Annotated in this window: 21 protein-coding genes and 1 pseudogene; 15 read left to right on the forward strand and 7 right to left on the reverse strand. The window is 66.1% G+C overall.

What is annotated here, in order from left to right; genetic code table 11:
* Positions 1-39: 39 nt before the first annotated feature.
* Positions 40-1,893 (reverse strand): annotated as a pseudogene (locus tag IFS44_RS13455) (methyl-accepting chemotaxis protein).
* Between the two features lie 209 nt (positions 1,894-2,102).
* Here IFS44_RS13455 and IFS44_RS13460 point away from each other — a divergent pair.
* A complete protein-coding gene (locus IFS44_RS13460; protein WP_342366424.1) occupies positions 2,103-3,215 on the forward strand; it encodes a carbohydrate porin in 1,113 nt (370 codons plus the stop codon).
* An 88-nt stretch (positions 3,216-3,303) separates the two neighbouring features.
* Here the strand turns inward: IFS44_RS13460 and IFS44_RS13465 are convergent, their stop codons facing one another.
* Complete coding sequence (locus IFS44_RS13465) at positions 3,304-5,193, reverse strand: EAL domain-containing protein (RefSeq protein ID WP_192098808.1); 1,890 nt, start codon at positions 5,191-5,193, stop codon at positions 3,304-3,306.
* Positions 5,190-6,320, reverse strand: coding sequence for an FIST signal transduction protein (locus IFS44_RS13470; protein WP_192098809.1), 1,131 nt, complete (start codon positions 6,318-6,320; stop codon positions 5,190-5,192). Before IFS44_RS13470 ends, IFS44_RS13465 begins: the two co-directional genes overlap by 4 nt.
* A gap of 211 nt (positions 6,321-6,531) precedes the next feature.
* Here IFS44_RS13470 and IFS44_RS13475 point away from each other — a divergent pair, with 211 nt between their 5' ends.
* The 3 genes from IFS44_RS13475 to IFS44_RS13485 are packed head-to-tail and all read left to right on the forward strand — an operon-like array spanning position 6,532 to position 7,531.
* Positions 6,532-6,768: a hypothetical protein gene (locus tag IFS44_RS13475; protein ID WP_192098810.1), complete on the forward strand. Its 237-nt coding sequence runs from the start codon at positions 6,532-6,534 to the stop codon at positions 6,766-6,768.
* Entirely contained in the window at positions 6,768-7,022 is a 255-nt protein-coding gene (locus IFS44_RS13480; protein ID WP_056679266.1) for a hypothetical protein, read from the forward strand. The genes IFS44_RS13475 and IFS44_RS13480 overlap by 1 nt, the downstream gene beginning before the upstream one ends.
* Before the next feature lie 32 nt (positions 7,023-7,054).
* Entirely contained in the window at positions 7,055-7,531 is a 477-nt protein-coding gene (locus IFS44_RS13485) for a hypothetical protein (protein WP_192098811.1), read from the forward strand.
* A 390-nt stretch (positions 7,532-7,921) separates the two neighbouring features.
* On the opposite strand, the gene IFS44_RS13490 is transcribed toward IFS44_RS13485, so the two are convergent.
* Positions 7,922-8,401, reverse strand: a complete 480-nt coding sequence (locus IFS44_RS13490) for an SRPBCC domain-containing protein (protein ID WP_192098812.1) — start codon at positions 8,399-8,401, stop codon at positions 7,922-7,924.
* A gap of 297 nt (positions 8,402-8,698) precedes the next feature.
* Here IFS44_RS13490 and IFS44_RS13495 point away from each other — a divergent pair, with 297 nt between their 5' ends.
* The 7 genes from IFS44_RS13495 (at position 8,699) to IFS44_RS13525 (ending at position 17,505) form a co-directional block, all read left to right on the forward strand.
* Positions 8,699-9,577 (forward strand): TorF family putative porin, encoded by an 879-nt coding sequence (locus tag IFS44_RS13495; RefSeq protein WP_107931755.1) that lies wholly within the window; start codon positions 8,699-8,701, stop codon positions 9,575-9,577.
* Positions 9,578-9,683: 106 nt separating this feature from the next.
* The gene (gene kdpF, locus IFS44_RS13500; RefSeq protein WP_022685962.1) at positions 9,684-9,773 is read left to right on the forward strand and encodes a K(+)-transporting ATPase subunit F; all 90 of its coding nucleotides are present in this window, start codon (positions 9,684-9,686) and stop codon (positions 9,771-9,773) included.
* A 14-nt stretch (positions 9,774-9,787) separates the two neighbouring features.
* Positions 9,788-11,491 carry a potassium-transporting ATPase subunit KdpA gene (gene kdpA, locus IFS44_RS13505; RefSeq protein WP_192098813.1) on the forward strand — a complete coding sequence of 568 codons (1,704 nt, stop codon included), beginning with the start codon at positions 9,788-9,790 and terminating at the stop codon, positions 11,489-11,491.
* 12 nt (positions 11,492-11,503) lie between these two features.
* Complete coding sequence (kdpB, locus tag IFS44_RS13510; RefSeq protein ID WP_192098814.1) at positions 11,504-13,540, forward strand: potassium-transporting ATPase subunit KdpB; 2,037 nt, start codon at positions 11,504-11,506, stop codon at positions 13,538-13,540.
* A gap of 12 nt (positions 13,541-13,552) precedes the next feature.
* A complete protein-coding gene (gene kdpC, locus IFS44_RS13515) occupies positions 13,553-14,143 on the forward strand; it encodes a potassium-transporting ATPase subunit KdpC (protein WP_192098815.1) in 591 nt (196 codons plus the stop codon).
* Positions 14,143-16,818 (forward strand): sensor histidine kinase, encoded by a 2,676-nt coding sequence (locus IFS44_RS13520; RefSeq protein ID WP_192098816.1) that lies wholly within the window; start codon positions 14,143-14,145, stop codon positions 16,816-16,818. Before kdpC ends, IFS44_RS13520 begins: the two co-directional genes overlap by 1 nt.
* Positions 16,819-17,505 (forward strand): response regulator transcription factor, encoded by a 687-nt coding sequence (locus tag IFS44_RS13525; RefSeq protein WP_056679288.1) that lies wholly within the window; start codon positions 16,819-16,821, stop codon positions 17,503-17,505.
* Positions 17,506-17,585: 80 nt separating this feature from the next.
* Here the strand turns inward: IFS44_RS13525 and IFS44_RS13530 are convergent, their stop codons facing one another.
* On the reverse strand, positions 17,586-17,744 hold the full coding sequence (locus IFS44_RS13530; RefSeq protein WP_156363512.1) for a hypothetical protein: 159 nt from the start codon (positions 17,742-17,744) through the stop codon (positions 17,586-17,588).
* Between the two features lie 316 nt (positions 17,745-18,060).
* On the opposite strand from IFS44_RS13530, the gene IFS44_RS13535 reads away from it, so the two are divergent.
* The gene (locus tag IFS44_RS13535) at positions 18,061-19,935 is read left to right on the forward strand and encodes a putative bifunctional diguanylate cyclase/phosphodiesterase (protein ID WP_197977870.1); all 1,875 of its coding nucleotides are present in this window, start codon (positions 18,061-18,063) and stop codon (positions 19,933-19,935) included.
* A gap of 67 nt (positions 19,936-20,002) precedes the next feature.
* Here the strand turns inward: IFS44_RS13535 and IFS44_RS13540 are convergent, their stop codons facing one another.
* Positions 20,003-20,374 (reverse strand): hypothetical protein, encoded by a 372-nt coding sequence (locus IFS44_RS13540; protein WP_192098817.1) that lies wholly within the window; start codon positions 20,372-20,374, stop codon positions 20,003-20,005.
* 191 nt (positions 20,375-20,565) lie between these two features.
* Between IFS44_RS13540 and IFS44_RS13545 the strand changes: the two genes are divergently transcribed.
* The 3 genes from IFS44_RS13545 (at position 20,566) to IFS44_RS13555 (ending at position 22,220) form a co-directional block, all read left to right on the forward strand.
* Positions 20,566-21,024 (forward strand): DUF4126 domain-containing protein, encoded by a 459-nt coding sequence (locus IFS44_RS13545; RefSeq protein ID WP_192098818.1) that lies wholly within the window; start codon positions 20,566-20,568, stop codon positions 21,022-21,024.
* A gap of 179 nt (positions 21,025-21,203) precedes the next feature.
* Positions 21,204-21,626, forward strand: coding sequence for a hypothetical protein (locus IFS44_RS13550; protein WP_244180579.1), 423 nt, complete (start codon positions 21,204-21,206; stop codon positions 21,624-21,626).
* A gap of 12 nt (positions 21,627-21,638) precedes the next feature.
* The gene (locus tag IFS44_RS13555; RefSeq protein WP_244650291.1) at positions 21,639-22,220 is read left to right on the forward strand and encodes a hypothetical protein; all 582 of its coding nucleotides are present in this window, start codon (positions 21,639-21,641) and stop codon (positions 22,218-22,220) included.
* A 103-nt stretch (positions 22,221-22,323) separates the two neighbouring features.
* Here IFS44_RS13555 and IFS44_RS13560 read toward each other — a convergent pair whose 3' ends face one another.
* Entirely contained in the window at positions 22,324-22,977 is a 654-nt protein-coding gene (locus tag IFS44_RS13560) for an SOS response-associated peptidase family protein (RefSeq protein WP_192098819.1), read from the reverse strand.
* Positions 22,978-23,015 lie beyond the last annotated feature (38 nt).

Below are 23,015 nucleotides of genomic sequence, written 5' to 3' on the forward strand. Positions count from 1 at the left end.
CAACAACCCTAATGCCGCGTTAAGCACGCGTCGCTCGCGTCAAAAGGCGGCAAACCCGTAATCCGCGTCCTCGTCGATACCAACCGGGGCGGCGGGCCTGGTGGTCGCCGATCGAGACGAGCGCAGGCGCGTGTCCCCCTGTAAGTCCGGTTGCCCGATCATCTGCCGAAATGCCCCGGCGCCACGCTGCGCGCCCTCGATGCGGAATTTCGCCGCCTGGTCCGACAGCGCTGCGACTTCGGCGGTCAGGTTGCGCGCCGCCGCGGAGGTCTGTTCGACCATCGCCGCATTCTGCTGCGTTGCCTGGTCCATCGCACCGACCGCCATGCTGACCTCGGTAATCGCGCTCGACTGAGCACGATTGTCGTCCGCGATCCCGGCGAGCAGCGTGTGCACGCCGCGCACATCCGTCGAGATCGCCGACAGCGCACCATCGACCCGCTGCACGCGTTCCACCGCGGTGCCGATATCGGCCTGCGTCGCGGTCAGCTGGTCGCGCGCGCGTCCGGCTTCCTCCTCGGCTCGCATGGCGAGCGTTTACACGAGGTCGGCGACGACCGCAAACCCACGGCCCGCCTCGCCGGCACGCCCTGCCTCGACCGCGGCGTTCATCGCCAGCACGCGCGTCTGGAACGCGATCTTGTCGAGTCCTTCGATAACGCTGTCGATCCCGGTCGCGCTTTCGCTGACCCGGGTCATCGCCTAGACCGCCTCGTCCGCGATCCTGCGCCCGTCCGCCACGGTGGTGATCGCGCCGTCCGCCCGTTCGACGGTCTGGCCCGCGGCGACCGCGGTAGCCTTGAGGCGCTGATCCATCTGCGCGATCGCGGCGGCGGTCTGCTCGAGGCTGGCCGCGTTGCTTTCGGTGCGCCGGGCGAGATCCTCGCTCGCCTGCGCGATCTCCTGTGATCCGGTCCGGATCATCATCGCCCCTTGCGCGACCGATCCGATCAGCCCGCGCAGGCTGGCGAGCGCGCTGTTGAAGTTGCTCTTGAGCCCGGTGAACGGCGCATGCAGATCGGCGACCACCTCGGCAGTCAGATCGCCCTGCGCCAGCGCGGTAAGGCCGGTGCCCAGGCTGTCGACGATCAGCGCGGCCTGTGTCTGTTTCGCAGCCTCGGCCGCCTGAAGCTGGTTGCGGAACGCCAGCATCGCCTTCGCCATGTCGCCCAGTTCATCGCCACGATCCGCGCCCGTCACCTCGGCCACAAGATTGCCCTCGCCGAGCGCACGCATCGTGCCGGCAAGGACCACGATCGGCTCGACGACCCGGCGCTGTGCGAGCACGACGAAGGCGAGCGTCCCGGCGATGCCGACCGCCAGCGTGATGACGAGCAGGATCATCGCGATCGTGCCGACCTGCTCCGCTCTCTCGGCAGACCGTGTCGAATTCGTCTCGATCGCATCCGACGCCGCGCCCATCGACACTTCGAGCACGCGGAACTGATCGAAGAACCGGGGCAGCATCGCACGCGCGGCGACCGGATCGCGGCCGACGCGATCGATGACCTGCGTCGCGACGCGGACATAGGCCTCCATCGGCGCGGCCAGCCTGGACGTTACCGCGGCGACTTCGGCATCGCCGGTGTACGCCGAATCCGCTGCGATCCCCTCGCGCAGGGCGACGAGATGCTCGCGGAAATCCTTCTGGATATCATCCGGCTTGATCGCGCTGCCGGGCTCCGCCGCCTGGAATGTGGCGAGCACGTCGCTGCGGATCGCGTCGTGCATCATGTCCGCGCCCTGGTGATTGGAAAGCAGCGTCGTCGCATCGGTGAGACGGTGCAGCGCGGCGCTCTGCATCCACGCCGCGCCGATGCCGGTCGCACCGCAGAGCAGCATCAGTCCAAACAGAACCATGCCCGCCATCCGGATCATACGGGTCAGCGACATCGCGTCGCGCGACCGGGACTTCGTCATCATCATGTTTTGCTGGCCTGTTCCGTACTGGGACACGTTTCGACTTCTATAATAGGCGGGAATGCAGTGCTCGGAGGCGGCGCGTGGATATTATGACGGTGCCTAGACTGGTCGGACCCGCCCTATTACTGTCCGCGGCCTGGACGTTACCTGTCTGGGGGCAGTCCAGCCCGCCAGAAGTCGTGCAAGACCCCCCGTCACGTGCCGTCGCGATCACGGGGCGCTATGTCGTCGATCTCATGGGCAACGTCGCTGGCGGCGACGCGCGGGGGGCGCGGGTGCTCGACAATCTCGAGATCACGGCCGATGGCGACCTCGACCGGCTGGCCGGCTGGCGCGGCGCGCGCGCGCATCTCCATGTGCTGAGCAATCAGGGGGGATCAATCAATGCGCTGGCGGGGACGGTGCAGGGCGTCGACAATATCGAGGTCGCTGACGGCCGCGTGAAGCTGTACGAGGCGTGGGTCGAACAGGATATTGCGGGTGGACGCGCCGCGCTGTTGGTCGGGCTGTCCGATCTGAACGTCGACTTCTACCAGAATGATTCCGCGGGCATGCTGGTCGCGCCGGCGTTCGGCATCGGCTCGGAGCTGGCGGCGACGGGGCCCAACGGGCCTTCGATCTTCCCCTCGACCGCGCTGACGATGCGACTGAAGACGTCGATCGGCACATCCGGCTATTTCCACGCTGCCGTCGTGAATGCGCGGGCAGGGGTGTTGGGCGATACGACGGGGATCGACCTCGGAATGCACGATGGCGCGCTTCTGATCGCGGAGGCCGGCACCCGCGCCAACGGCAAGCTGGCGTTCGGTGCGTGGCGATACACCCGGCAGCAGGACGACATGCGGGCGTGCGACGGCAACGGCGATCCGGTCAAACGGACGGCGATCGGTGCCTATGTGCTGGTCGATCAGCGGCTGGTCGGTGACGACGGCCGGGGCATTGATCTGTTCCTGCGCGCGGGCATATCGGACGGGAAGACGACGCCGTTTCGCGGCGGCTTTCAAACCGGTCTGCTTGCACGCGGCCTCGTTCCCGGACGGCCCGACGGGCAATTCTCGATCGGCGTCGCGCAGGGCCTGTTATCGCAGGCTCTCCGTCAGACGGTGCGCGATGCCGGCGATCGCGCCGATGCCGCGGAGACGGGGATCGAGATCACTTATCAGGATCGGGCGGCGCCCTTCCTCGCGGTCCAGCCCGACGTGCAATATGTTCGCCGCGCCTATGCCGGCGCAGGCCGCCGGTCGGCGTTCGTGGTCGGCCTGCGGCTGATCGCCGAGTTTTCACGTCGCTGACGGTCAGCCTCATCGCGGCTCCTGCGGGTCCCCGGGGACTGGCGTTGCCGTGAGCAACGGCCAGCCGCGTCCGATCCACGCATCCGGCTCAGGCGGCCTGTGACTGAAGCGCGTGCATGCGAGAGACGAAGGGGAGCGTTTCGACGAACGGCACGGGGCGGCTGAAATAATAGCCCTGCGCGCTGTCGCACTTCTCAGCGACCAGGATATTCAGCTGATCGAGCGTCTCGACCCCCTCGGCGGTCGACAGGATCCCGAGGCTCCCGCAGAGCCCCGTCACCGCACGCACGATCGCCAGGCTGTCGCTGTTGGTGCCGAGATCGCGGACGAACGACTGATCGATCTTGACCCGGTCGAACGGGAAATTGCGGATATGGCTCAGCGACGAATAGCCGGTGCCGAAATCGTCGAGCGAGATGAGCACGCCCAGTTGCTTGATGTCACGCAACTGTTTCAGGACGCTTGCCGTGTCGTCGAGCATCGCGCTTTCGGTGATCTCCAGTTCCAAGCGACGCGGATCGAGGCCGCTGACACGCAGCGCGTGTGCGACGACCGCCGGCAGCGTCCCCGACTTGAACTGCAACGCCGAGAGATTGACCGCAATCTTGACGCTGTCCGGCCAGCATGCCGCATCCCGACAGGCGCGCGTCAGGACGAATTCGCCGACCGCGCCGATCAGCCCGATCTCCTCGCACACGCTGATGAATTCGTTCGGGGGGATGATGCCGCGCTCGGGATGATACCAGCGTGCGAGTGCCTCAAAGCCGACCACCGCATGCGTGCCGATCGCGACCTGCGGCTGGTAGTGAACCTCGAACTCTTCCGACTTCAGTGCACGGCGCAGTTCGATCTCGAGCTCGCGCCGGCGGGTTGCGAAGACGTGCATGTCGGGTGTGTAGAAACAATAATTGCCGCGCCCGCCCGCCTTGGCGCTGTAAAACGCGAGATCGGCATTGCGGAGCATCACGTTGGGGTCGAGCGCGTCGACCTCGACCATGGCGACGCCGATGCTCGCGCCGATCTGGATATGGTGACCACCAATCTCGAAGGGTTGCGTCAGTGCCTCGATGATGCGGCGGCACAGTTGCTCGATCGCATGGTCCGACGTGACATGCTGGACGAGGACCGAGAATTCGTCGCCGCCCAGCCGGGTCACGACGTCATGATGACGGACCAGCGTGACGAGACGCGATGCCACCGCGACGAGCAGCGCGTCGCCGACCGGATGGCCGAGCGTGTCGTTGACGAGCTTGAACCGGTCGAGGTCGAGACACAGCATCGCGCAACGATCGCCGCTGCGGGCGTTGCGCATCATCTCGTCGAGCCGTTCGCGCAGCATGGTACGATTGGGAAGATCGGTCAGGGCATCGTGCCGCGCCAGATGCGCGAGGCGGGCGGACGCGTTGCGCGCTTCGGTGACGTCGGCAACGGTGTCGAGAAATCCGCCATCGACCAGACGGGTGCGCTCGATCGTGATGGTCCGTCCATCCGGCCAGCGCTGTTCGATCCTCGCGCCATAGGCGGAGGCCGCGCCGTCATATTCCTCGACGAGTCGGCGATGCTCGTCGGCCGTGCTGACCGACAGGCAGGGACTGTTGCTCAGCAGCTGGTCGAGCGTCAGGCCGGGAACGGCATGGTCGAGCCCGTATATGTCGAGGAACCGCTGATTGGTCAGCACCAGCCGCCGGGACGCATCGAACAGCGCGAGCCCCTGGTTCATGTTGTCGAGCGCGGCCTTGAACCGCAGGTTCTGAAGCGCGCTTTCCGCCAGCGCGACCTCCAGTTCCTGCGCCATCAGGCGGTTCGCGCGGTCCGACCGCCGCCGATCGACATCGGTTTCGGCATAGGTCGCCGACACCAGCGCGAGCAGGCGATCGATGTCGATCCCGCCGTCGGGCCGTCGCGCGCGTTCCGCTTGGCGTGCCGCGATCCGGTGGAGCACCGGCGGCTCGGTAGTGATCGGGGGCAGGGGCTTCACGCACATTCCCCGATCAGCGTGATCGTCATCGTCTGATTGTGGAGGCACGGCACCGCGGTCTGGTTTTGCGGGGCGATCTCGCCATAGGAATAGAAGCCCGCCAGCGCGATGTCCGGGCCTAGCGCGGCGGCGACCGCGGCGATTTCCTCCTCGGTGCGCTGGCCCATCAGCAGCCGCCGCCCGACACAGCTGATCGCGAGGCACGCTGAGGGTGACGTCCCCCACGCGACGGTCTGGTCGAGCGCATGGTGCACCGCGGTCGACGCGCCGTTGATCAGCTCGTCGAACATCCCGCGCATCAGCCGTGCCTTCCACCCCTGCGGCATGTCGCCGGCAAAGGTCAGCGTCCCGGCGTCACGGTCGATGGCGAGCAATGTGCGCACGACGCGAACATCGGGGTGGGCGGGATCCCAGATCTCGAGCGGATAGAGCAGCCCCGATGCGGGCAGATCCACCGCCTCCTCACCGAGATAGCGCTCGTACAGTGCGAGCGCCGGCTCGCCGTCGAGTCCGCGCAGTGTCGATCCCGCCGCATCGTTGATCGTGCGTACGGGGCCGAACGGCTGCCAGCCGCCCGCGCTGCCATGCGCGAACCGGACATGGTCGCCGTAGAAGCCGATGGCGGCGACGACGTCTGCGTGGTGTTCGCCGCGTGCCAGGATCCGCGTGTCCGCAAACCGCGCGCCATCGCCTGCCAGCCCGCCGCTCAGCGCGACGCGATCGTCGATCACCGTGCGCAGACCGGCGACGAGGGCGCTGCCATTGACGTTCAGGCCGTTCGACAGGACGAATATGCCTGACAGCCCGTCAGCCGCGAGCTCCTTGCCAAGCGCGGCGCCTGCCGCGAACGACAGGTCGGACGACGGCAGCGGCTGGACCGCGAGGCGCAGCTCGGTCCGGTCGAATCCCATGCCGAGGATGACGACCCCGTCGTCGTCGAGCCGATCACCTTCGACCATCGTCCCCGAACTGCAGCCAACGATCATCGCGGTGTCGTAGCGGTGCGCGAGCCGGTCGATGAGCGTGCGATCGGCAAGGCGGTCGGTCGGTCCGAACACGATCACCAGATCGGGGGCCGCTGGGAACATCGCCGATTCGCTGTTCGCGTTGATTTGCTTCGACCACATGAGCGCCGTCCCGGAAATGGCAGTGAACGCTGCTTGTGCCGGTGGACTGGTTTCTGGCCTGTTGCCGGCGACCTAAGGGAAACCCCTTAGTCAGCGCGTCGATTCCTCCACCCCGAAGCGGACGGATCGCAGCTGAACGACCCAAGCCCATTGAGAACGAAACAGGAACAATATAGGAGTGCCGTCATCGAGTCGGCAGGAGGATCAGGTGATGGACAGCGACGATGACGGGGTTGAAACGACCCGTGAGACATTCGGCAGGTGGCTGCTGAAACAGCGCGATCGCGGCGACTGGATCGATCCAGTCGCGGATGCAGCACGCGCCGATCGTCAGTTTCCGAAGAACGGCGACCCGGAAGCCGTACGCAAGCGCCTGCGCGAGATGTCGGCGGATGGCGATGCGTTCGCGGCGATTGACGATGCCGAAATGGACTGGATGGTGCAGTAATGGGCGCGCGACTTCGCCTGGCGCTGGTGCCGGCAGATCCACGTCAGGCGTTGCGCCAGCTGGCCGATGAGCGCGGGGAGAGTCTTTCCGCTTTGTCACGCATGATCGACCGGTCGCCCGGCTATCTGGCGCGCTTCATCAGCGAGGGGCGTCCGGCGGCCCTGACCCACGACAATCACCAGCGGCTCTGCACGTATCTCGGCGCGGGGGAGTTCGGGCTCGGGATTCGCGACATCTGGGTTCCACGCACGTGACGCGGCGCTGTATCGGGCGCCGTGCGTGACCAATGTCCGATCCTGTAAAACCGCCCACGCGTGCGCGGCTGATCTACACCGCGCTGTGCGTGCTCGACCAGACGATCGACGATTGCTGTCCGCACCCGGTGAAGCCAAATCCGGGGCTGCGGTTGGCGCTGGCCTTGCTGCATTTCTGGGGTGAGGGCGACCGGTCGCCGTTCGACCAGTTCTGGCGCGTCGTCACCGCGGCACCCAATGCGATCACGCGGACGCCGGACACGCGGGCGACCTATGCCCGGACCTATCTCAGCGCGATCTGTCGACAGGTCGGGATGCCGCTCAGCGTCGATATGCTGATCGGGCTGCGCAAGGCGCGCGGCCTGCCGATCTATGAACGGCCGCCCGCCGCTTGCCTGCGCCCGGTGATGGCAGAGCAGCCACAGGACGATGGCGGCGGCCTTATAAAGGCCGCTGGACGCTCGCCCGATCGCGATGCTGCCGTTGGAAAAGGAGGGCAGGGCGCGTGACGGGGCGCCGTCTGTCTCGATCCGGGATTCGCGGATGACATGAGGCTTGTCCGCCGCGGCCATATTTGAGACGCTCGTCGCAGAGCTTACTGCTCCAAGACGGTAAGAGCTCGGCATCCCGCCCGCGACATCGACGGTGTCACACGGAGCGGGCGGGATGCTTCACACATTATCAACTAGTTGATCCTAATCAAGCACTCGAGGCTCTCGCCTCCAGTGACGAGTACCCTCAGCGCCCCGCCATGATCTTTCACACGGACATGCGGGGCGCTTTTCTCGTCTTTGGCCAAGGCACGGGATCCATGCCGTAGCGGACAGCTGGGCGGGTCTGGCAAACGCGCCATGGCTCCGGCGAGCATATACTCCCAGAGCAGCGGTTCCCGACCCGCGCTATCGATCCTGGCCGGCGAGCAATGCGCCGAGTTGTCCCAGCTGCTCCGGCAAGCCTGCCGCCGAGCCCTGCAGTGCCTCGTCGAGCGCTTCCCGGGATGGATAGAATTCGCGAAACGTCAGCAGCGTCTGCGCATCGCGGTCCTCGAAGGTCACTGTCGTGATCGCGCCCTCTTCGCCTTCGTCATTGGTCCAGACGATGCGGTCGTTCGGTACCACCTCGATATACCGGCCGTAGAAGGTCATGATATTGGAGCCGCCGGCGCTGAACCCCAGCCGGTATGTGCCGCCGGTGCGGACGTCGAGGTCGCAAGAGACCAGCGAAATGCCGGCGGCGGACTTCGGTACCCACCATCGCTGGAAGAGATCGGCCTGGCTCCACGCCTCATAGACGGTGCTGCGCGGCGCATCGAATGTCCGCGTTACGACGAGTTCGCGATCGCCGCAGCGCTCGACCGCATTGCTACCCTGGCTGTCCATCGTTTTCCTCCTGCTTCAGGTCACGGATCACATTCTCCAATGCGGCAAAGCGGGCCTCGCAAAGCTGCTGGTGTGCCTCGATCCACATCGCCCCCGCGGCGAGGCCGCGCACGCCATCGCCAATTTGGCGCCGGTTTATCACCGGGCATATCGGCCCACAGCGTAAAAAATGCGCCAGCTATATGCGCGCTATATGCCATTTCCCGGAATCGATCTCGAATTGCTACGATCGATGCGCCTAATCGCACATCCCTGAAGGCATCGTCGTGTGACGAGCGCCGTTCAAGGGGTGCATCAATGAAGTTCCGTCATGCGGCCATGGTCGTCGCGATCCTCGCTCTTCCCGTCACCGCGCAGGCGCAATCGACACCCGGCGACAAGGCCGAGGCCGCTGCAGACACCGCTCCCCCGGCAACGCTGACGGTCAGCGGTTCGGCGACGATCGCCTCCGACTATCGGTTTCGTGGCGTGTCGCAGTCCGACCGGGAAATGGCCGTCCAGGGCGGCATCACGGTGTCGCACGCAAGCGGTCTCTATGCCGGCGTCTGGGGATCGAACCTTGCCGGCTGGGGGACGTTCGGCGGTGCCAATATGGAGCTCGACCTGATCGGGGGCTACAAGGCGAAGCTTGCCGATAACGCGACGCTCGACGCCGGGCTGACCTGGTACATGTATCCGGGCGGCGCGGACAACACCGACTTTGCCGAGCCCTATGCCAAGCTGACCGGCACCGCCGGTCCCGCAACGCTGACCGCGGGCGTCGCCTATGCGCCCAAACAGCAGGCGATCGGCAAATGGTATGCGACCGGCGCGGATGCGGTAGCGGGCGTCTATACGAGCCCGGGCGACAAGGACGACAATCTGTACCTGTGGGGCGACGGTGCGCTGGCCATCGCCGGCACACCGATCACCGCCAAGGCGCATGTCGGGCACAGCTGGGGGCAGGATGGACTGGGGCCGAACGCGACCGCGGTCGCGCCGACCGGCGAATATTGGGACTGGTCGCTCGGCGCGGACGCGACCTGGCACAGCCTGACCTTCAACGTCAGTTACATCGACACGGACATTTCGGGTGCCGAGGCGACCTATCTGCGCCCCAGTTTCAGCAAGGGACAGGACGGCAGCGGCAACATCGCCGGCGGCACGATCGTCGCGTCGCTGACCGCGGCCTTTTGAGGAGACGTGGAGATGGACGACCTGATCTGGATCCTCGTCATGGTCGGGCTGGTGGCGGCGACGCTCGCTTATGCCCGGCTCTGCGACAACGCATGAGGACGCACGCATGACGCTCGACCTCTGGCTCGCGGCGCTGACCGCGCTTGGCCTTCTTATCTACCTGGTGGCGGTCCTGATCCGCCCCGAACGCTTCTGAAGGAGGCGGACACCATGACATTCCAGGGCTGGATCCTGATCCTCGGCTTCGTCGCCATCCTGCTCGCGCTGACCAAACCGGTCGGCGCGTGGCTTTTTGCCCTTTACGAGGGGCGGCGCACACCGCTCCACATCGTGCTCGGTCCGGTCGAACGCGGCTTCTACACGCTCGCCGGCATCGACCCGAATGCCGAGCAGGGTTGGCGGCGCTACGCGCTGCACATGCTATTCTTCAACGTTGCGTTGATGGCGTTCACCTATGCCGTGCTGCGCCTGCAGGGCGTGCTGCCGGGCAATCCGCAGGGGCTGGCGGGGCTGTCGCCGAATCTCGCGTTCAACACCGCGATCAGCTTCACCACCAACACCAACTGGCAGAGCTATGGCGGGGAATCGACGATGTCGAACCTCAGCCAGATGCTGGGGCTGACAATCCACAACTTCCTGTCCGCGGCCACCGGGATCGCGCTGGCGTTCGCGCTGTTCCGCGGCTTCGCGCGGCGCGAGTCCAAGGCGATCGGCAATTTCTGGGCGGATATGACGCGGGTCACGCTCTATATCCTGCTGCCGATCTCGATCGTCTACGCGCTGTTCCTGATCGCCAGCGGCGTGCCGCAGACGATGGCGGGCGTGATCGACGTCCAGACGCTGGAGGGCGCGAAACAGGCGCTGCTGCTCGGCCCGGTCGCGAGCCAGGAGGCGATCAAGATGCTCGGCACCAATGGCGGCGGCTTCTTCAACGCGAACTCGGCGCATCCGTTCGAGAACCCGACCGCGCTGACCAACCTCATCCAGATGCTGTCGATCTTCCTGATCGGCTTCGGGCTGACCTGGACGTTCGGCAAGGCGGTGGGCAACACCAAGCAGGGCTGGGCGATCCTGTCGGCGATGGTGATCCTGTTCCTTGCGGGCGTCACCGTCACTTATTGGCAGGAAGCCGCGGGCAACCCGGTGCTCCAGCATCTCGGCGTTGCGGGCGGCAATATGGAGGGCAAGGAGGTCCGCTTCGGGATCGCCGCTTCCGCCTTGTTCTCGGTCGTCACGACTGCGGCGTCGTGCGGTGCGGTCAACGCGATGCATGACAGCTTCACCGCGCTCGGCGGGATGATCCCGCTGTTCAACATGCAGTTGGGCGAGGTCGTCATCGGCGGCGTCGGCGCAGGGATTTACGGCTTCCTGCTGTTCGCGATCCTCGCGGTGTTCGTCGCTGGGCTGATGGTCGGGCGCACACCCGAATATGTCGGCAAGAAGATCGAAAGCCGCGAGGTGAAGCTGGCGGTGCTGGCGATCGCGGTGCTGCCGTTGATGATCCTCGGTCTGACCGCGCTGTCGTCGGTGCTTCAACAAGGGCTGGCGGGGCCGCTCAACAAGGGGCCGCATGGCTTCAGCGAGATCCTCTACGCCTTCACCAGCGCGGTCGCCAACAACGGCTCTGCCTTTGCGGGCCTGACCGCCAACACGCCTTATTATAACGGGCTGCTGGGCGTCGCGATGTGGGTCGGGCGGTTCTTCATCATCGTGCCGATGCTCGCCATCGCCGGGAGCCTGGCCGCGAAGAAGTACACACCCGAAAGCGCGGGCTCGTTCCCGACGACGGGCGGGCTCTGGGTGGGGCTGCTGGTCGGCATCATCCTGATCCTGGGTGGTCTCACCTTCCTGCCGGGCCTCGCGCTCGGTCCCATCGCTGATCATCTTGCGATGATCAGCGGCAAACTGTCCTGATCGGGGGCCACCATGGCAAAGACCCAGACAAAAAGCCTGTTCACGGCCGACCTCGTCGTGCCCGCGATCAAGGCCTCGTTCCTCAAGCTCAACCCCAGAGAGCTGATCCGCAATCCGGTGATGTTCGTCACCGCCGTGGTCGCGGCGTTGATGACCGTCCTGCTCGTGGTCGGGCAAGATAGCCTGTCGATCGGCTTCAAGCTCCAGCTCGTCATCTGGCTGTGGCTGACCGTGTTGTTCGGCACGTTTGCCGAAGCGCTTGCCGAGGGGCGCGGCAAGGCGCAGGCGGCGTCGTTGCGCGCGACCAAGGCCGAACTGACCGCCAAGCGGCTGAAAGGCGACGGGCGCGAGTTCGACTCGGTGCCCGCCAGCCAGCTCAAGGTCGGCGACATCGTGCTGGTCGAGACCAACGACCTCATCCCGTCGGACGGCGATGTCGTTTCGGGGGTCGCCTCGGTCAACGAGGCGGCGATCACCGGCGAGAGCGCGCCGGTGATCCGCGAGGCGGGCGGCGACCGCTCGGCGGTGACGGCGGGCACGCGCGTCATTTCCGACGAGATCCGCGTCAAGGTGACGGTCGAACCCGGCAAGGGTTTCCTCGACCGGATGATCGCGCTGGTCGAAGGCGCCGAGCGGCAGAAGACCCCCAACGAGATCGCGCTGACGCTGCTGCTCGTCGGGCTGACGATCATCTTCCTGATCGCGGTCGGCACCGTCCCGGGCTTCGCGTCCTATGCCGGCGGGTCGATCCCGGTGGCGATGCTGGCGGCGTTGCTGATCACGCTGATCCCGACGACGATCGCGGCGTTGCTGTCGGCGATCGGCATTGCGGGGATGGACCGGCTGGTGCGCTTCAACGTGCTCGCCAAGTCGGGACGCGCGGTCGAGGCGGCAGGCGACATCGACGTCCTATTGCTCGACAAGACCGGTACGATCACGATCGGCGACCGGCAGGCGAGCGAGTTCCGCGCGGTGTCGGGCACCAGCGCGCAGCAACTCGCCGAAGCCGCGCTGATCGCCAGCCTTGCCGATGAGACGCCGGAAGGCCGATCGATTGTGCTGCTCGCGCGCCAGACGTTCAACGTCGCGACTACCACGCTTCCCGCAGGGGCCGAGATCATCCCGTTCACCGCGCAGACCCGCATCTCGGGGGTGAAGATGGCCGACATCTTGATCCAGAAGGGCGCGGTGGATTCGATCCTGCGCGCCAATGCCGGATCGGGCGAAACCGCGGCGGCGACCGAACTGCGCCGGATCACCGACGAGATCGCCCGCGCGGGCGGGACACCGCTGGCGGTGGCGCAGGACGGGCGCCTGCTCGGCGCGATCTTCCTCAAGGACGTGGTCAAGGCCGGCATCCGCGAACGGTTCGGCGAGCTGCGCGCGATGGGAATCCGCACGGTGATGATCACCGGCGACAATCCGCTCACCGCGGCGGCGATCGCTGCCGAAGCGGGCGTCGACGATTTCCTCGCCCAGGCGACGCCCGAGGACAAGCTGGAACTGATCCGCAAGGAACAGACCGGCGGCCGGCTGGTCGCGATGTGCGGCGACGGCACCAACGATGCGCCCGCGCTCGCACAGGCCGATGTCGGTGTCGCGATGAACACCGGCACGCAGGCCGCGCGCGAGGCGGGCAACATGGTCGATCTCGACAGCGATCCGACCAAGCTGATCGAGGTCGTCGGCCTCGGCAAGCAGTTGCTGATGACGCGCGGGGCGCTGACGACCTTCTCGGTCGCCAACGACGTCGCGAAATATTTCGCGATCATCCCGGCGATGTTCGTCGTCCTCTATCCGGGGCTTGGCGTGCTGAACGTGATGCGGCTGGGGTCACCGGAAAGCGCGATTCTGTCGGCGATCATCTTCAACGCGGTCATCATCCCGTGCCTCGTCCCGCTGGCGCTGCGCGGCGTCGCCTACAGGCCGATGGCAGCCGGACCGCTGCTCGCACGCAACCTCGCGGTGTACGGCCTGGGTGGCCTGGTCGCACCGTTCATCGGCATCAAGCTCATCGACCTTGTGGTCGGTGGCCTCGGTCTCGCATAAGGAAAGACAGACATGGGCAAGGATTTCACCTCCGCGCTGCGGCCGGCGATCGTCATGACGATCCTGTTCGCGGTCCTTCTCGGGCTCGTCTACCCGCTTGCCATGACCGGTATCGGCCAGGCGATCTTCCCCTCTCAGGCGAACGGCAGCCTGGTGCGCGATGCCCGCGGGACCGTCATTGGCTCGACCGTGGTGGGACAGGCGTTCACGACCGATCGCTACTTCCAGACGCGGCCATCGGCGGCTGGCAAGGGCTATGACGGTCTGGCGTCGTCGGGGTCGAATCTCGGACCGGCGAGCCAGGCGCTGGTCGATCGCGTGACGCCCGACGTCGCGAAACGCCGTGCCGAGGGTGTGGCCGGTCCGGTGCCTGCCGATCTGGTCACCGCCAGTGGTTCGGGGCTCGATCCCGATCTGTCGCCCGCCGCCGCGCTGGCCCAGGCGCCACGCATCGCGCGCGTTCGAGGCGTGCCGGTCGAGCGGGTTCGCGCTTTGGTCACGGATGCAACGGATGCGTCCATCCTCGGGGAGCCGCACGTCAACGTGCTGGCGCTCAACCGCGCGCTCGACGGCCTGTCGGCCTCGGGCGCGCCCGCGCGCTGATGCCGGTATCGGGCGACGGCAGACCTGATCCCGACGCCCTCCTGCGCGCCGCCGCGCAGGAGGGCAGGGGGCGTTTCAAGGTGTTCCTCGGCGCCGCGCCCGGGGTCGGCAAGACCTTCGAGATGCTGTCCGAGGGCGCGGCGCGCCGGCGCGACGGCGTCGACGTCGTCGTCGGCGTGGTCGAGACGCACGGCCGGGCGGAAACCCAGGCGCTGACCCGCGGCCACGAGATCATCGCGAGGCGGGCGATCGCCTATGAGGGCCGCACGCTGGAGGAGATGGATCTGGATGCGATCCTCGCGCGCGCGCCGCGCCTCGTCCTCGTCGACGAGCTCGCACACACCAATGCGCCGGGCAGTCGCCACCCCAAACGCTATCAGGACGTCGAGGAACTGCTGGTTGCCGGGATCGACGTCTATTCGACCGTCAACATCCAGCACGTCGAGAGCCTGAACGACATCGTCGCCAGTTTCACCCGCGTCCGCGTGCGCGAGACGGTGCCCGACAGCGTGCTGGAAATGGCCGAGATCGAGGTCGTCGACATCCCGCCCGACGAGCTGATCGAGCGACTGCGCGCCGGCAAGGTCTATCTGCCGCACGAAGCGACGCGGGCGCTGTCGCACTTCTTCTCCAAATCCAACCTGTCCGCCTTGCGCGAACTGGCGCTCCGCCGCGCGGCACAGGCGGTCGACGCGCGGATGCTCGACGACGTTCGTGCACTCGGGCTCGGCGGCACCTGGGCGGGCAGCGACCGGATCGTCGTCGCGATCAACGAATTGCCCGGTGCCGACACGCTCGTGCGCGCCGCCAAGCGCGTGGCCGACGGTCTGCGTGGCCCCTGGACCGCGCTCTTCATCGAAACCCCGCGCGTCGCGAATTTCTCCGATGCCGAGCATCAGTGCATTGCCGCAGCGATGACGCTGGCGACGCAGCTCGGTGCAGCCGTCGCGACCGTCCCCGCGACCGATGTGGTGGCGGGTATTCAGGGCTTTCTCGCCGATGCCCGCACGACGCAGCTGGTCATGGGAAAGTCGCACCGGTCGCGGTGGTTCGAGTTCCTGCACGGTTCGGTCGTCGACCGGGTGATCCGCGATACCCCGGGCGTCACCGTCCATGTGCTGCCCGTGGCTGCAGACCCGCGCGGCCGGGACCGCGGTCGGCGTAGGCCGGCGCGGTGGGGTACGCCCGCCGGCTATGTGGTTACGACCGCACTCGTCGCGAGCGTCACCGGCGTCGCCAGCGCCCTGTTCCACATCCTCGATCTCGGCAACGTCGCGCTGTTGTACCTGTTGCCGGTCATGGCCGCCGCCAGCCTCTATGGCCTGCGCACCGGTCTTTACGCGGGCATCGCCTCCAGCCTTGCCTACAATTTCTTCTTCCTGCCGCCGGTCGGTACGCTGAGCATCAGCAATCCCGAAAATCTGGTCTCTGTCGTCGTCCTGCTCGCCATCGCGGTCGCGACGAGCCAGCTGACCTCACGTGTCCGGGCGCAGGCGGATCTGGCCGCGGCGAGTGCTCGGACCAACGCGACGCTTGCCGGTTTCCTGCGCCAGATCACGAGCGTGAACGACATCGACGTCGCGGCGCAGATGATCTGCGACGACGTCCGCGGACTGCTCGACGTACAGGTGGTCCTGCTGGTGCCCGGGATCGGCAAGAACCTGGAGATCCTCGCGGCCAGCGATGCCGGCTATCATCTCGGCACGATGGATACCGCCGCGGCGACCTGGGCGCTCGACACGGGCATGGCGGCCGGGAAAGGATCGGGCACGCTTGCGGCCTCGGAATGGCTGTTTCAGCCGCTGAAGGCCGGGGGCCGCGTGCTCGGCGTGCTCGGCGTGGCGAAGGACAGCGCAGCCGACCCGGTCCGCACCGACCAGCTGCCGCTGCTCAGCAGCCTGCTCGACCAGTCCGCCTTGGTGCTCGAGCGGTTGCGGCTCGAAGTCGAGATGCGCGATGTCGAGACCGTACGGACGCGCGACCGGTTGCGCGCGGCGCTGCTGTCGTCGGTGAGCCATGACCTGCGTACGCCGCTGACCGCGGTCATCGCCGCGGCGGACCAGCTCGAGCATGGCGCGACGCCCGACCTGATCGCGACGATCAAGGCCGAGGCCGCGCGGCTCAATCGTTTCGTCGCCAATCTGCTCGACATGGCACGGGTCGAGGCGGGCGCGCTGAAGCTCAACATCGAACCGACCGATCTCAGCGATGCGGTGACGGGCGCGGCGCACGATGCACGGCGCGCGCTGGAGGGCCATGCGGTCCGGCTCGATGTCCCGCCCGACCTGCCTTTGGTCTATACCGACCCGCAGCTGCTCCATCATTGCCTGCTCAACCTGCTCGACAATGCCGGGCGCTACGGCGATCCCGGGACCGAGATCGTGATCGAGGGGCGGCACCGGTTCGGTGAGCTTCGGCTGGCGGTCATGGATCACGGACCCGGCCTGCCGCCGGGCAAGGAAACCGAAGTGTTCGAGACGTTCCGCCGCCTCGAAGGGTCCGATCGCGCGGTGGGTGGAACGGGGCTCGGCCTCGCGATCGTCAAGGCGTTCGCGGAGGCGATGGACATGATGGTCGAGGCCGGGAACCGCAACGATGGTAGCGGAGCCGCCTTCGCACTGATCTTCCCCCGCGCGCTCATCGTCCGCGACCTCAAACCCGAAAGCATCGCCTGAATGCCCGCAAAGATTCTCGTGGTGGACGACGAAGCCGCGATCCGCCGCCTGCTGCGCAACACGCTCACCCGCGCGGGCTATGCCGTGGTCGAGGCCGAGGACGGGCGGCAGGCGCTGCAGCAGGCGGCGGTCGAGCATCCGAGCGCGGTCCTGCTCGACCTCGGTCTGCCCGACCGCGACGGGTTGAGCCTCATCCCGCTGCTGCGGACGCACGGCGATGCGGTGATCCTGGTGGTGTCGGCACGCGATGCGGTCGACGAGAAGGTCACAGCACTCGATCTGGGGGCGGATGATTTCATCACCAAGCCGTTCGACAGCGAGGAACTGCTCGCCCGCCTGCGGGTGGCGCTGCGTCATCATGGACTGTCCGAAACCACGCCTAAGATCGTGCGCACCGGTGACGTCAGCATCGATCTCGATCGCCGGGTCGTGTTCCGGGGCGCGGAGGAACTGCATCTCACCCGCAAGGAGCATGACGTGCTCGCGGTGCTTGCCCGGCACATCGGCCGCGTCGTGACGCATCAGCGCGTGCTCGCCGCGGCCTGGGGCGGCGAGGAGGATCCGCGCGTCGAATATCTCCGCATCGTCATCCGCAACCTGCGGCAGAAGCTGGAGCACCCGGGACCAGTCGGCAGCGTGATCGCCAACGAACTGGGCGTCGGCTACCGCTTGCGTGCCGATGCGTAGCGAGGTCCTCGAGAATGTAGCCAATGCATAGCGTCGGTTACCACCGCGGCTTGGCTACTCGGTAGCTACCGGTGTCCTCGTCAGGCGGCCGTGCTGACGGGCGTTTCCGAAATGAGCGACAGATACAGGTTCGCGAGTTCATAATGACGGGCGCAGGCGCTGGGATCTTCGGTGGCGGCAGCCATTGCAATTTCCTGCTCGGCTCGCCGTTCGAAATAGCACCGATCTGCGTCCGTCATCGTCAAGCCCCTCGCGCAGCATTGCTCGCGTGTGTTCCGCCGCCGGCGAGTGCCAGCCATGCGGCGTCCTAGGCGCGGGACCAGATTGCGACAAGAGCTATTGTTCGCTATATGTTCTTTGACTAAGGATCCTCAATCCGTGGCGAAGTCCGTGCGTGTCGGTCGGACTCCGGAGGGCTCGTGCAGTACAGTTCTGGGTGCGCGTCCGTTGACGAATGGATACATGCCAAATCGGGCTGAACTATAGCCGTTTGGGATGTTCATGAAAAGTAAATAGAAATTGTTCTCAGATGCATCCATGGCTTATGATTTCTCCATGACCGATCTATCCTATCCAGTCGGTGATGATACCCAGCGTGTGGTGCTGCAACTCCAGAACGCGATACTCAAGAGGATTGCACGCGGCGAGAGTCTGGACGTCACCTGCCGGTCGTTATGCGAGCAGGTCGAGCAGCTGGTGCCCGGCGTGATCTGTTCGGTCCTGACGGTCGACCGCGCGGGCAGGATGCATCCGCTGGCCGGCCCCAGTCTTCCGGAGTCGTATTCGCAGGCGATCGATGGCGCCGCGATCGGGCCGCTGGCGGGGTCGTGCGGAACCGCCGCGTATCTTGGCACCGACATCAGCGTCGCGGATATCGCGACCGATCCGCGCTGGGCCGATTTCAAACATCTGGTGGCGCCGCTCGGTCTGCGCGGCTGCTGGTCGAGCCCCATTTCGAATCCGGACGGCGTTATCGTGGCGACCTTTGCCTTTTACTACCGCGAAGCGCGGGGGCCGACGGCGTTCGAACGCGTGCTCGTCGAGCATTGCCTGCATCTCTGCCTGATCGCCATCGATCGCCATAATCGCGTCGTCGAACATGAGCGGCGTGCCTTCACCGACACGCTGACGGAACTGCCCAACCGGGCGGCCTTCAATGCGGCATTGGCCGATATCCGGGGTCGGTCGGTCGCGCGCTGGGCGCTGTTCGTGCTCGATCTCGACAATCTGAAGGTGATCAACGACACGTTCGGGCATCCGGCCGGCGATGCTGTCCTGCGGATCGTCGGTCAGCGGATCGCGGCGGCGGGGGAGCCCGGGCGGACCTTTCGGGTCGGGGGCGACGAATTCGCGCTGATCCTGGAGTCGGCGGACGACCTGGCCGAACCCGATGCGATCGCGCAGCGGATCCTCGATGCGCTGGGCCGACCCGCCGATTGCGGCGGCCAGATCGTCGTGCCGCGCGCGACCATCGGTGGCGCCGTCTATATCGCGGGCGATCCCGTGACCGACCCTGTGCGCCAGAATGCCGATTTCGCGCTGTACCATGCAAAGGACACCGCGCGCGGCAGCTTCGTGATGTATTCGGCCGCGCTGGGTTCGAGCATGACGCGGCGTCTGCATGCGATCCGCGATGTCAGCGCAGCACTCTGCGACGGACGGATCGAGGCCTATTACCAGCCGATCTTCCGGCTCGACACGCGCGAGATTGTCGGTCTGGAAGCGCTGTGCCGGATGCGCATCGACGACCGGATCATTTCCGCCGCCGCGTTCCACGAAGCCACCAGCGATGCGCGGGTTTCGACCGCGCTGACCGAGCGGATGATGGGGCTTGTCGCCGCCGACATCCGGACCTGGCTCGATCTGGGTCTCGCGGTCCAGCATGTCGGGATCAACGTCTCGTCGGAGGATTTGAGCGGCGGGGCGATTGCGCGCGTGCTGGCATCGGCGTTCGAACGCCATGACGTCTCGCTCGAGCATGTCATCCTGGAGGTCACCGAGACCGTGTATATGGGCCGAGGCGACCAGGCGATCCAGGAGGCGATCCGCGCGTTGCGTGACCACGGCATCCGGGTTGCACTCGACGATTTCGGAACCGGGTTCGCCTCGCTCACGCATCTTCTGACGGTGCCGGTCGACGTGATCAAGATCGACAAGACGTTCGTCGATCATCTCGAACCCGACAGTGTCAGCGCGACGATCGTCGAAGGGCTGATCCGCGTCGCCAAGAAGATGGGCATCCGGATCGTCGCGGAGGGAATCGAGTCGGATCAGCAGATCGCGCAGCTTCGCGCGATCGGCTGCGTGCTCGGCCAGGGATTCGTGTTTTCTCCGGCGGTCGACCGGGATGCGACGACCGCCCTCCTGGCGATGCACGGGCAGCGCGAGGCGCGGCGTGTCGGCAGTGGCGGGATGGCACGGGCCTCGTGAGGATGCGGCCGGCCTAGTGCCGGCGGTACCCCGCGAGCGGGGGGGGCGCAGCATCCATGGCTCGGGCTTACTGGTAGCGGAGCGTCTTTTCGAACCCTTCATTCGTCTTGGCCATCTTGGCGATCTTGCGCAGCAGGCTGCGGACATGGCGCTGGAACCGGATATCGTCGTAGATGCCGGTCGCGGTATAATCGTCCTGCGCGATCAGGTCCTTGAGCCGTTTGGCAAAACCGGCCTGATCCGCGGTGCAGTCCGGTGCCTGAAGCGCCCGGCAGGCCCATTCCTCGGCGGCCGCCTTGTCATAATCGTCCTGCGCCTCGTAGCCGCGCCGGTCCGCCATTGCCTGGTCGAGCTTCGCCGCGGCAAGCCGCCGCTCGAGCCAGGTTTTGACCAGAGTCCCGTCCCACGCCGCGTTTTTGGTATTCGCCGGATCATTCATCGTTCGCTCCAATGCATTCCGGCATATGCGCAAATCGGGGACGTTCAAGCGCGTTTGCGGGCGCCGCTCTGCGTATCGGGGTGATGCCCGGGTCGGTGCAGGATCGAGCGGCGCGCAGCGATGGAGCGCATTGACGGTGTCATCCGTTGACGAGGCCGATCAGACAATCGCTCCAACCGACAGGATCCCTTATGCTTCGTTCCCTTCTGATAGGCCTGGTGGCCGGACAGCGTGCGATGACGCCGCTTGCTGCACTGGCCGGCGCTGCCCAGCGCGGCACGCTCCCTGAGGATACCGCTGGAGCGCGTCTGATGGCGGTGCCGCTGATCACCGCCGGGGGCGTGGCGATGGCTGCGGCCGAAATGGCGGGCGACAAGATGAAGACCGCGCCCGATCGTACGGTGTTCCTTGGTCTGTTCGCGCGCACGATCACGGGCGGCTTTGCCGGCGCGGCGCTCGCCCCGCCAAAGCGTCAGCTGACGGGCGCAGCGCTCGGAATCGGCGCGGCGATCCTGTCATCCTATGGTGGCCTCGCCGCCCGTAAATGGGCGATGGAACGCTGGGGGCAGACGAGCACCGGGTTCGTCGAGGACGCGATCCTGATGTCCGCGGCGACCGCGATCGTCCACGCCAGGCCGGCGCACGCCTGACGCCGGATCGCCGTCAGCGGCGGCCGCCGCGCCTTCGCTGACGGCACGATCTCCGACTAGATCTGGCTATTCTAATACTTCGCTTCGTCACAATACATCAGATATCGATCTATTGCCTCCGGCTCCACCTTCTCGCGCACAAACAACAGTGATAAGCGCGGGATATTACGGGGGGATCTATGATTCGGGCAATCATTCTGGCTGCGGCATTTGCGGCGACGGTTCCAGCAGGGGCTTCGGCGAAGGATGATCCGAACACGCTGACGCACGGCATGGTGCAGATGAACCTGAAGGTCGGCACGACGACGCAGGCGCAGATCATCGAGGCGTTTGGCGGGCCGAACATTACCACTATCGATGGTTCCGGACAGGAAATGTGGGTCTATGACCGCCATGCCACGGTGTCTTACGACAAGACATCGGGGTTTTCGATCGGCCTGTTCGGCGGCGGTGGTGGCGGCGGCGCCGCGGGGCTTGGCGGGCTGGGGTTCAGCAACAAGAAGTCGCGGTCGAGCCAGTCGTCGCGCGCCATGACACTCGTGATCAAGTTCGACGCGAACAAGGTCGTCAGCGATTTTCAAAGCCGCAGCAGTTCGTTCTAACGGGGAATATCAATGAAGAAGCTTATCGTAGCGCTCGCCATGGCGGGTGCATGCCTCGACGCGTCTGTCGTCCTTGCAAAAAAGCCGGTTGTCATGTCGTCGCTCGAACTGCAGCAGCTGCAGGGTCGGGACATCGAGGCGGGCAAGGACCAGGTGTTTGGCGCCGTCATGTCGGTGCTGCAGGATTCGGGCTATCGTATCCAAGCCGCCGACAAGGACACCGGGCTGATCACCGGTATCGCGTCGACCAAGGGCAAGATGTCGTACAGCCTGTGGACCGGTTTCGGTAAATCGAAGAAGACGCCGATCGTTTCGGCCTTTATCGAACAGACCAGCCCGTCGACGACGCATGTGCGGCTGAGCTTCGTCATGGGGAAAGTCAAATCGACCGTCTATGGCTCGGGGGCGCAGGACGAAGAGCCGATCTACGACGTGTCGGTCTATCAGACGGCGTTCGAGCAGATCAACCAGACCGTGTTCATCCGCCAGACGATGAAATCCCCGGCCGCGACGGTGGCTTCGCCGGGTGCGCCGATCGCCGCGACGCCTGTCGCTACCACGGTCGCGCCCGCCGCGCCGTCCGCCCCCAAGTGACGATCGGTCAGGCGGGCGGTACGCCGCCCGCCTGATCATGGTTGCAGGTGATTGCCGCTTGGCGTCGGCGCGCGGCCCGATGCCGCGCTGGGTAGTTCGACACTTATAGCAGGGTGCGGCCCGTTGGCGCGGCGGTGCGGGTCGGAAAGACGGGGCCGCGCACCGTCATCCGGCTGGCCGGATAGGGGCGCTGCAGTGCGACGACGTCGTCGTAGCGACCGGTGAGCCAGAGCGCGTGATCCTCCGGATGCAGGATGGTGATCATCGCCTTGGGGTGGATCGGCACGACCAGTTCGTTCGCGTCGCAGGTGACCATCGCGAAATAGCGCTGCTCGCCGATCTGGCGCCAGAATCCGGCGATCGCGAACACGTCCTGGTCGATGACGTCGAACCACATCTCGCCCTTGATGGGCTTTTTCCCGTCGCCGCGATCAACGGGGTCGGGCGTCCATTCGCAGAATTCGGTGAGCGGAATCAGGCACCGGTTTTCGGGGTTCGCCGCGAGGGCTTTCCACTGCGGCAGCGCGAGGTTGCGGACATTGGTCATCGGCCATGGCGCCTGCCCGGCGGTCACGTCCCACTGCATCACATCGAGCCCGCGGGCCCCGTCCTGTTCGCGGATCACATAGGCGCGGCTTTTGGGGTAGAGCTCGGTCGGATTGAACCGGTTATCCATCGGCCTTGGCGTCAGCCAGCCCGCGCCAAAGACTTGGGTCAGGGTTTCGGGCTCGCCCTCGAACCGCGCACGATTACACATGGGGTGCCGATGCGACGGGACCGGCCGTCGCGCAAGCC

Origin of the sequence: Sphingomonas sp. CFBP 13706 (assembly GCF_014842355.1) — a bacterium.
Taxonomy (GTDB): Bacteria; Pseudomonadota; Alphaproteobacteria; order Sphingomonadales; family Sphingomonadaceae; genus Sphingomonas; species Sphingomonas aerolata.

What these genes read in the sequence shown, in the direction of transcription:
- IFS44_RS13470 (WP_192098809.1), bottom strand. Translation starts at nt 6,320, where the DNA reads ATGTGGTCGAAGCAAATCAACGCGAACAGCGAATCGGCGATGTTCCCA.
- IFS44_RS13480 (WP_056679266.1), top strand. Translation starts at nt 6,768, where the DNA reads ATGGGCGCGCGACTTCGCCTGGCGCTGGTGCCGGCAGATCCACGTCAG.
- IFS44_RS13550 (WP_244180579.1), top strand. Translation starts at nt 21,204, where the DNA reads ATGATTCGGGCAATCATTCTGGCTGCGGCATTTGCGGCGACGGTTCCA.
- kdpA (WP_192098813.1), top strand. Translation starts at nt 9,788, where the DNA reads ATGACATTCCAGGGCTGGATCCTGATCCTCGGCTTCGTCGCCATCCTG.
- IFS44_RS13495 (WP_107931755.1), top strand. Translation starts at nt 8,699, where the DNA reads ATGAAGTTCCGTCATGCGGCCATGGTCGTCGCGATCCTCGCTCTTCCC.
- kdpF (WP_022685962.1), top strand. Translation starts at nt 9,684, where the DNA reads ATGACGCTCGACCTCTGGCTCGCGGCGCTGACCGCGCTTGGCCTTCTT.
- IFS44_RS13485 (WP_192098811.1), top strand. Translation starts at nt 7,055, where the DNA reads ATGTCCGATCCTGTAAAACCGCCCACGCGTGCGCGGCTGATCTACACC.
- IFS44_RS13540 (WP_192098817.1), bottom strand. Translation starts at nt 20,374, where the DNA reads ATGAATGATCCGGCGAATACCAAAAACGCGGCGTGGGACGGGACTCTG.
- IFS44_RS13555 (WP_244650291.1), top strand. Translation starts at nt 21,639, where the DNA reads ATGAAGAAGCTTATCGTAGCGCTCGCCATGGCGGGTGCATGCCTCGAC.
- IFS44_RS13520 (WP_192098816.1), top strand. Translation starts at nt 14,143, where the DNA reads ATGCCGGTATCGGGCGACGGCAGACCTGATCCCGACGCCCTCCTGCGC.
- IFS44_RS13535 (WP_197977870.1), top strand. Translation starts at nt 18,061, where the DNA reads ATGACCGATCTATCCTATCCAGTCGGTGATGATACCCAGCGTGTGGTG.
- kdpB (WP_192098814.1), top strand. Translation starts at nt 11,504, where the DNA reads ATGGCAAAGACCCAGACAAAAAGCCTGTTCACGGCCGACCTCGTCGTG.
- IFS44_RS13490 (WP_192098812.1), bottom strand. Translation starts at nt 8,401, where the DNA reads ATGGACAGCCAGGGTAGCAATGCGGTCGAGCGCTGCGGCGATCGCGAA.
- IFS44_RS13475 (WP_192098810.1), top strand. Translation starts at nt 6,532, where the DNA reads ATGGACAGCGACGATGACGGGGTTGAAACGACCCGTGAGACATTCGGC.
- IFS44_RS13560 (WP_192098819.1), bottom strand. Translation starts at nt 22,977, where the DNA reads ATGTGTAATCGTGCGCGGTTCGAGGGCGAGCCCGAAACCCTGACCCAA.
- IFS44_RS13530 (WP_156363512.1), bottom strand. Translation starts at nt 17,744, where the DNA reads ATGACGGACGCAGATCGGTGCTATTTCGAACGGCGAGCCGAGCAGGAA.
- kdpC (WP_192098815.1), top strand. Translation starts at nt 13,553, where the DNA reads ATGGGCAAGGATTTCACCTCCGCGCTGCGGCCGGCGATCGTCATGACG.
- IFS44_RS13525 (WP_056679288.1), top strand. Translation starts at nt 16,819, where the DNA reads ATGCCCGCAAAGATTCTCGTGGTGGACGACGAAGCCGCGATCCGCCGC.
- IFS44_RS13545 (WP_192098818.1), top strand. Translation starts at nt 20,566, where the DNA reads ATGCTTCGTTCCCTTCTGATAGGCCTGGTGGCCGGACAGCGTGCGATG.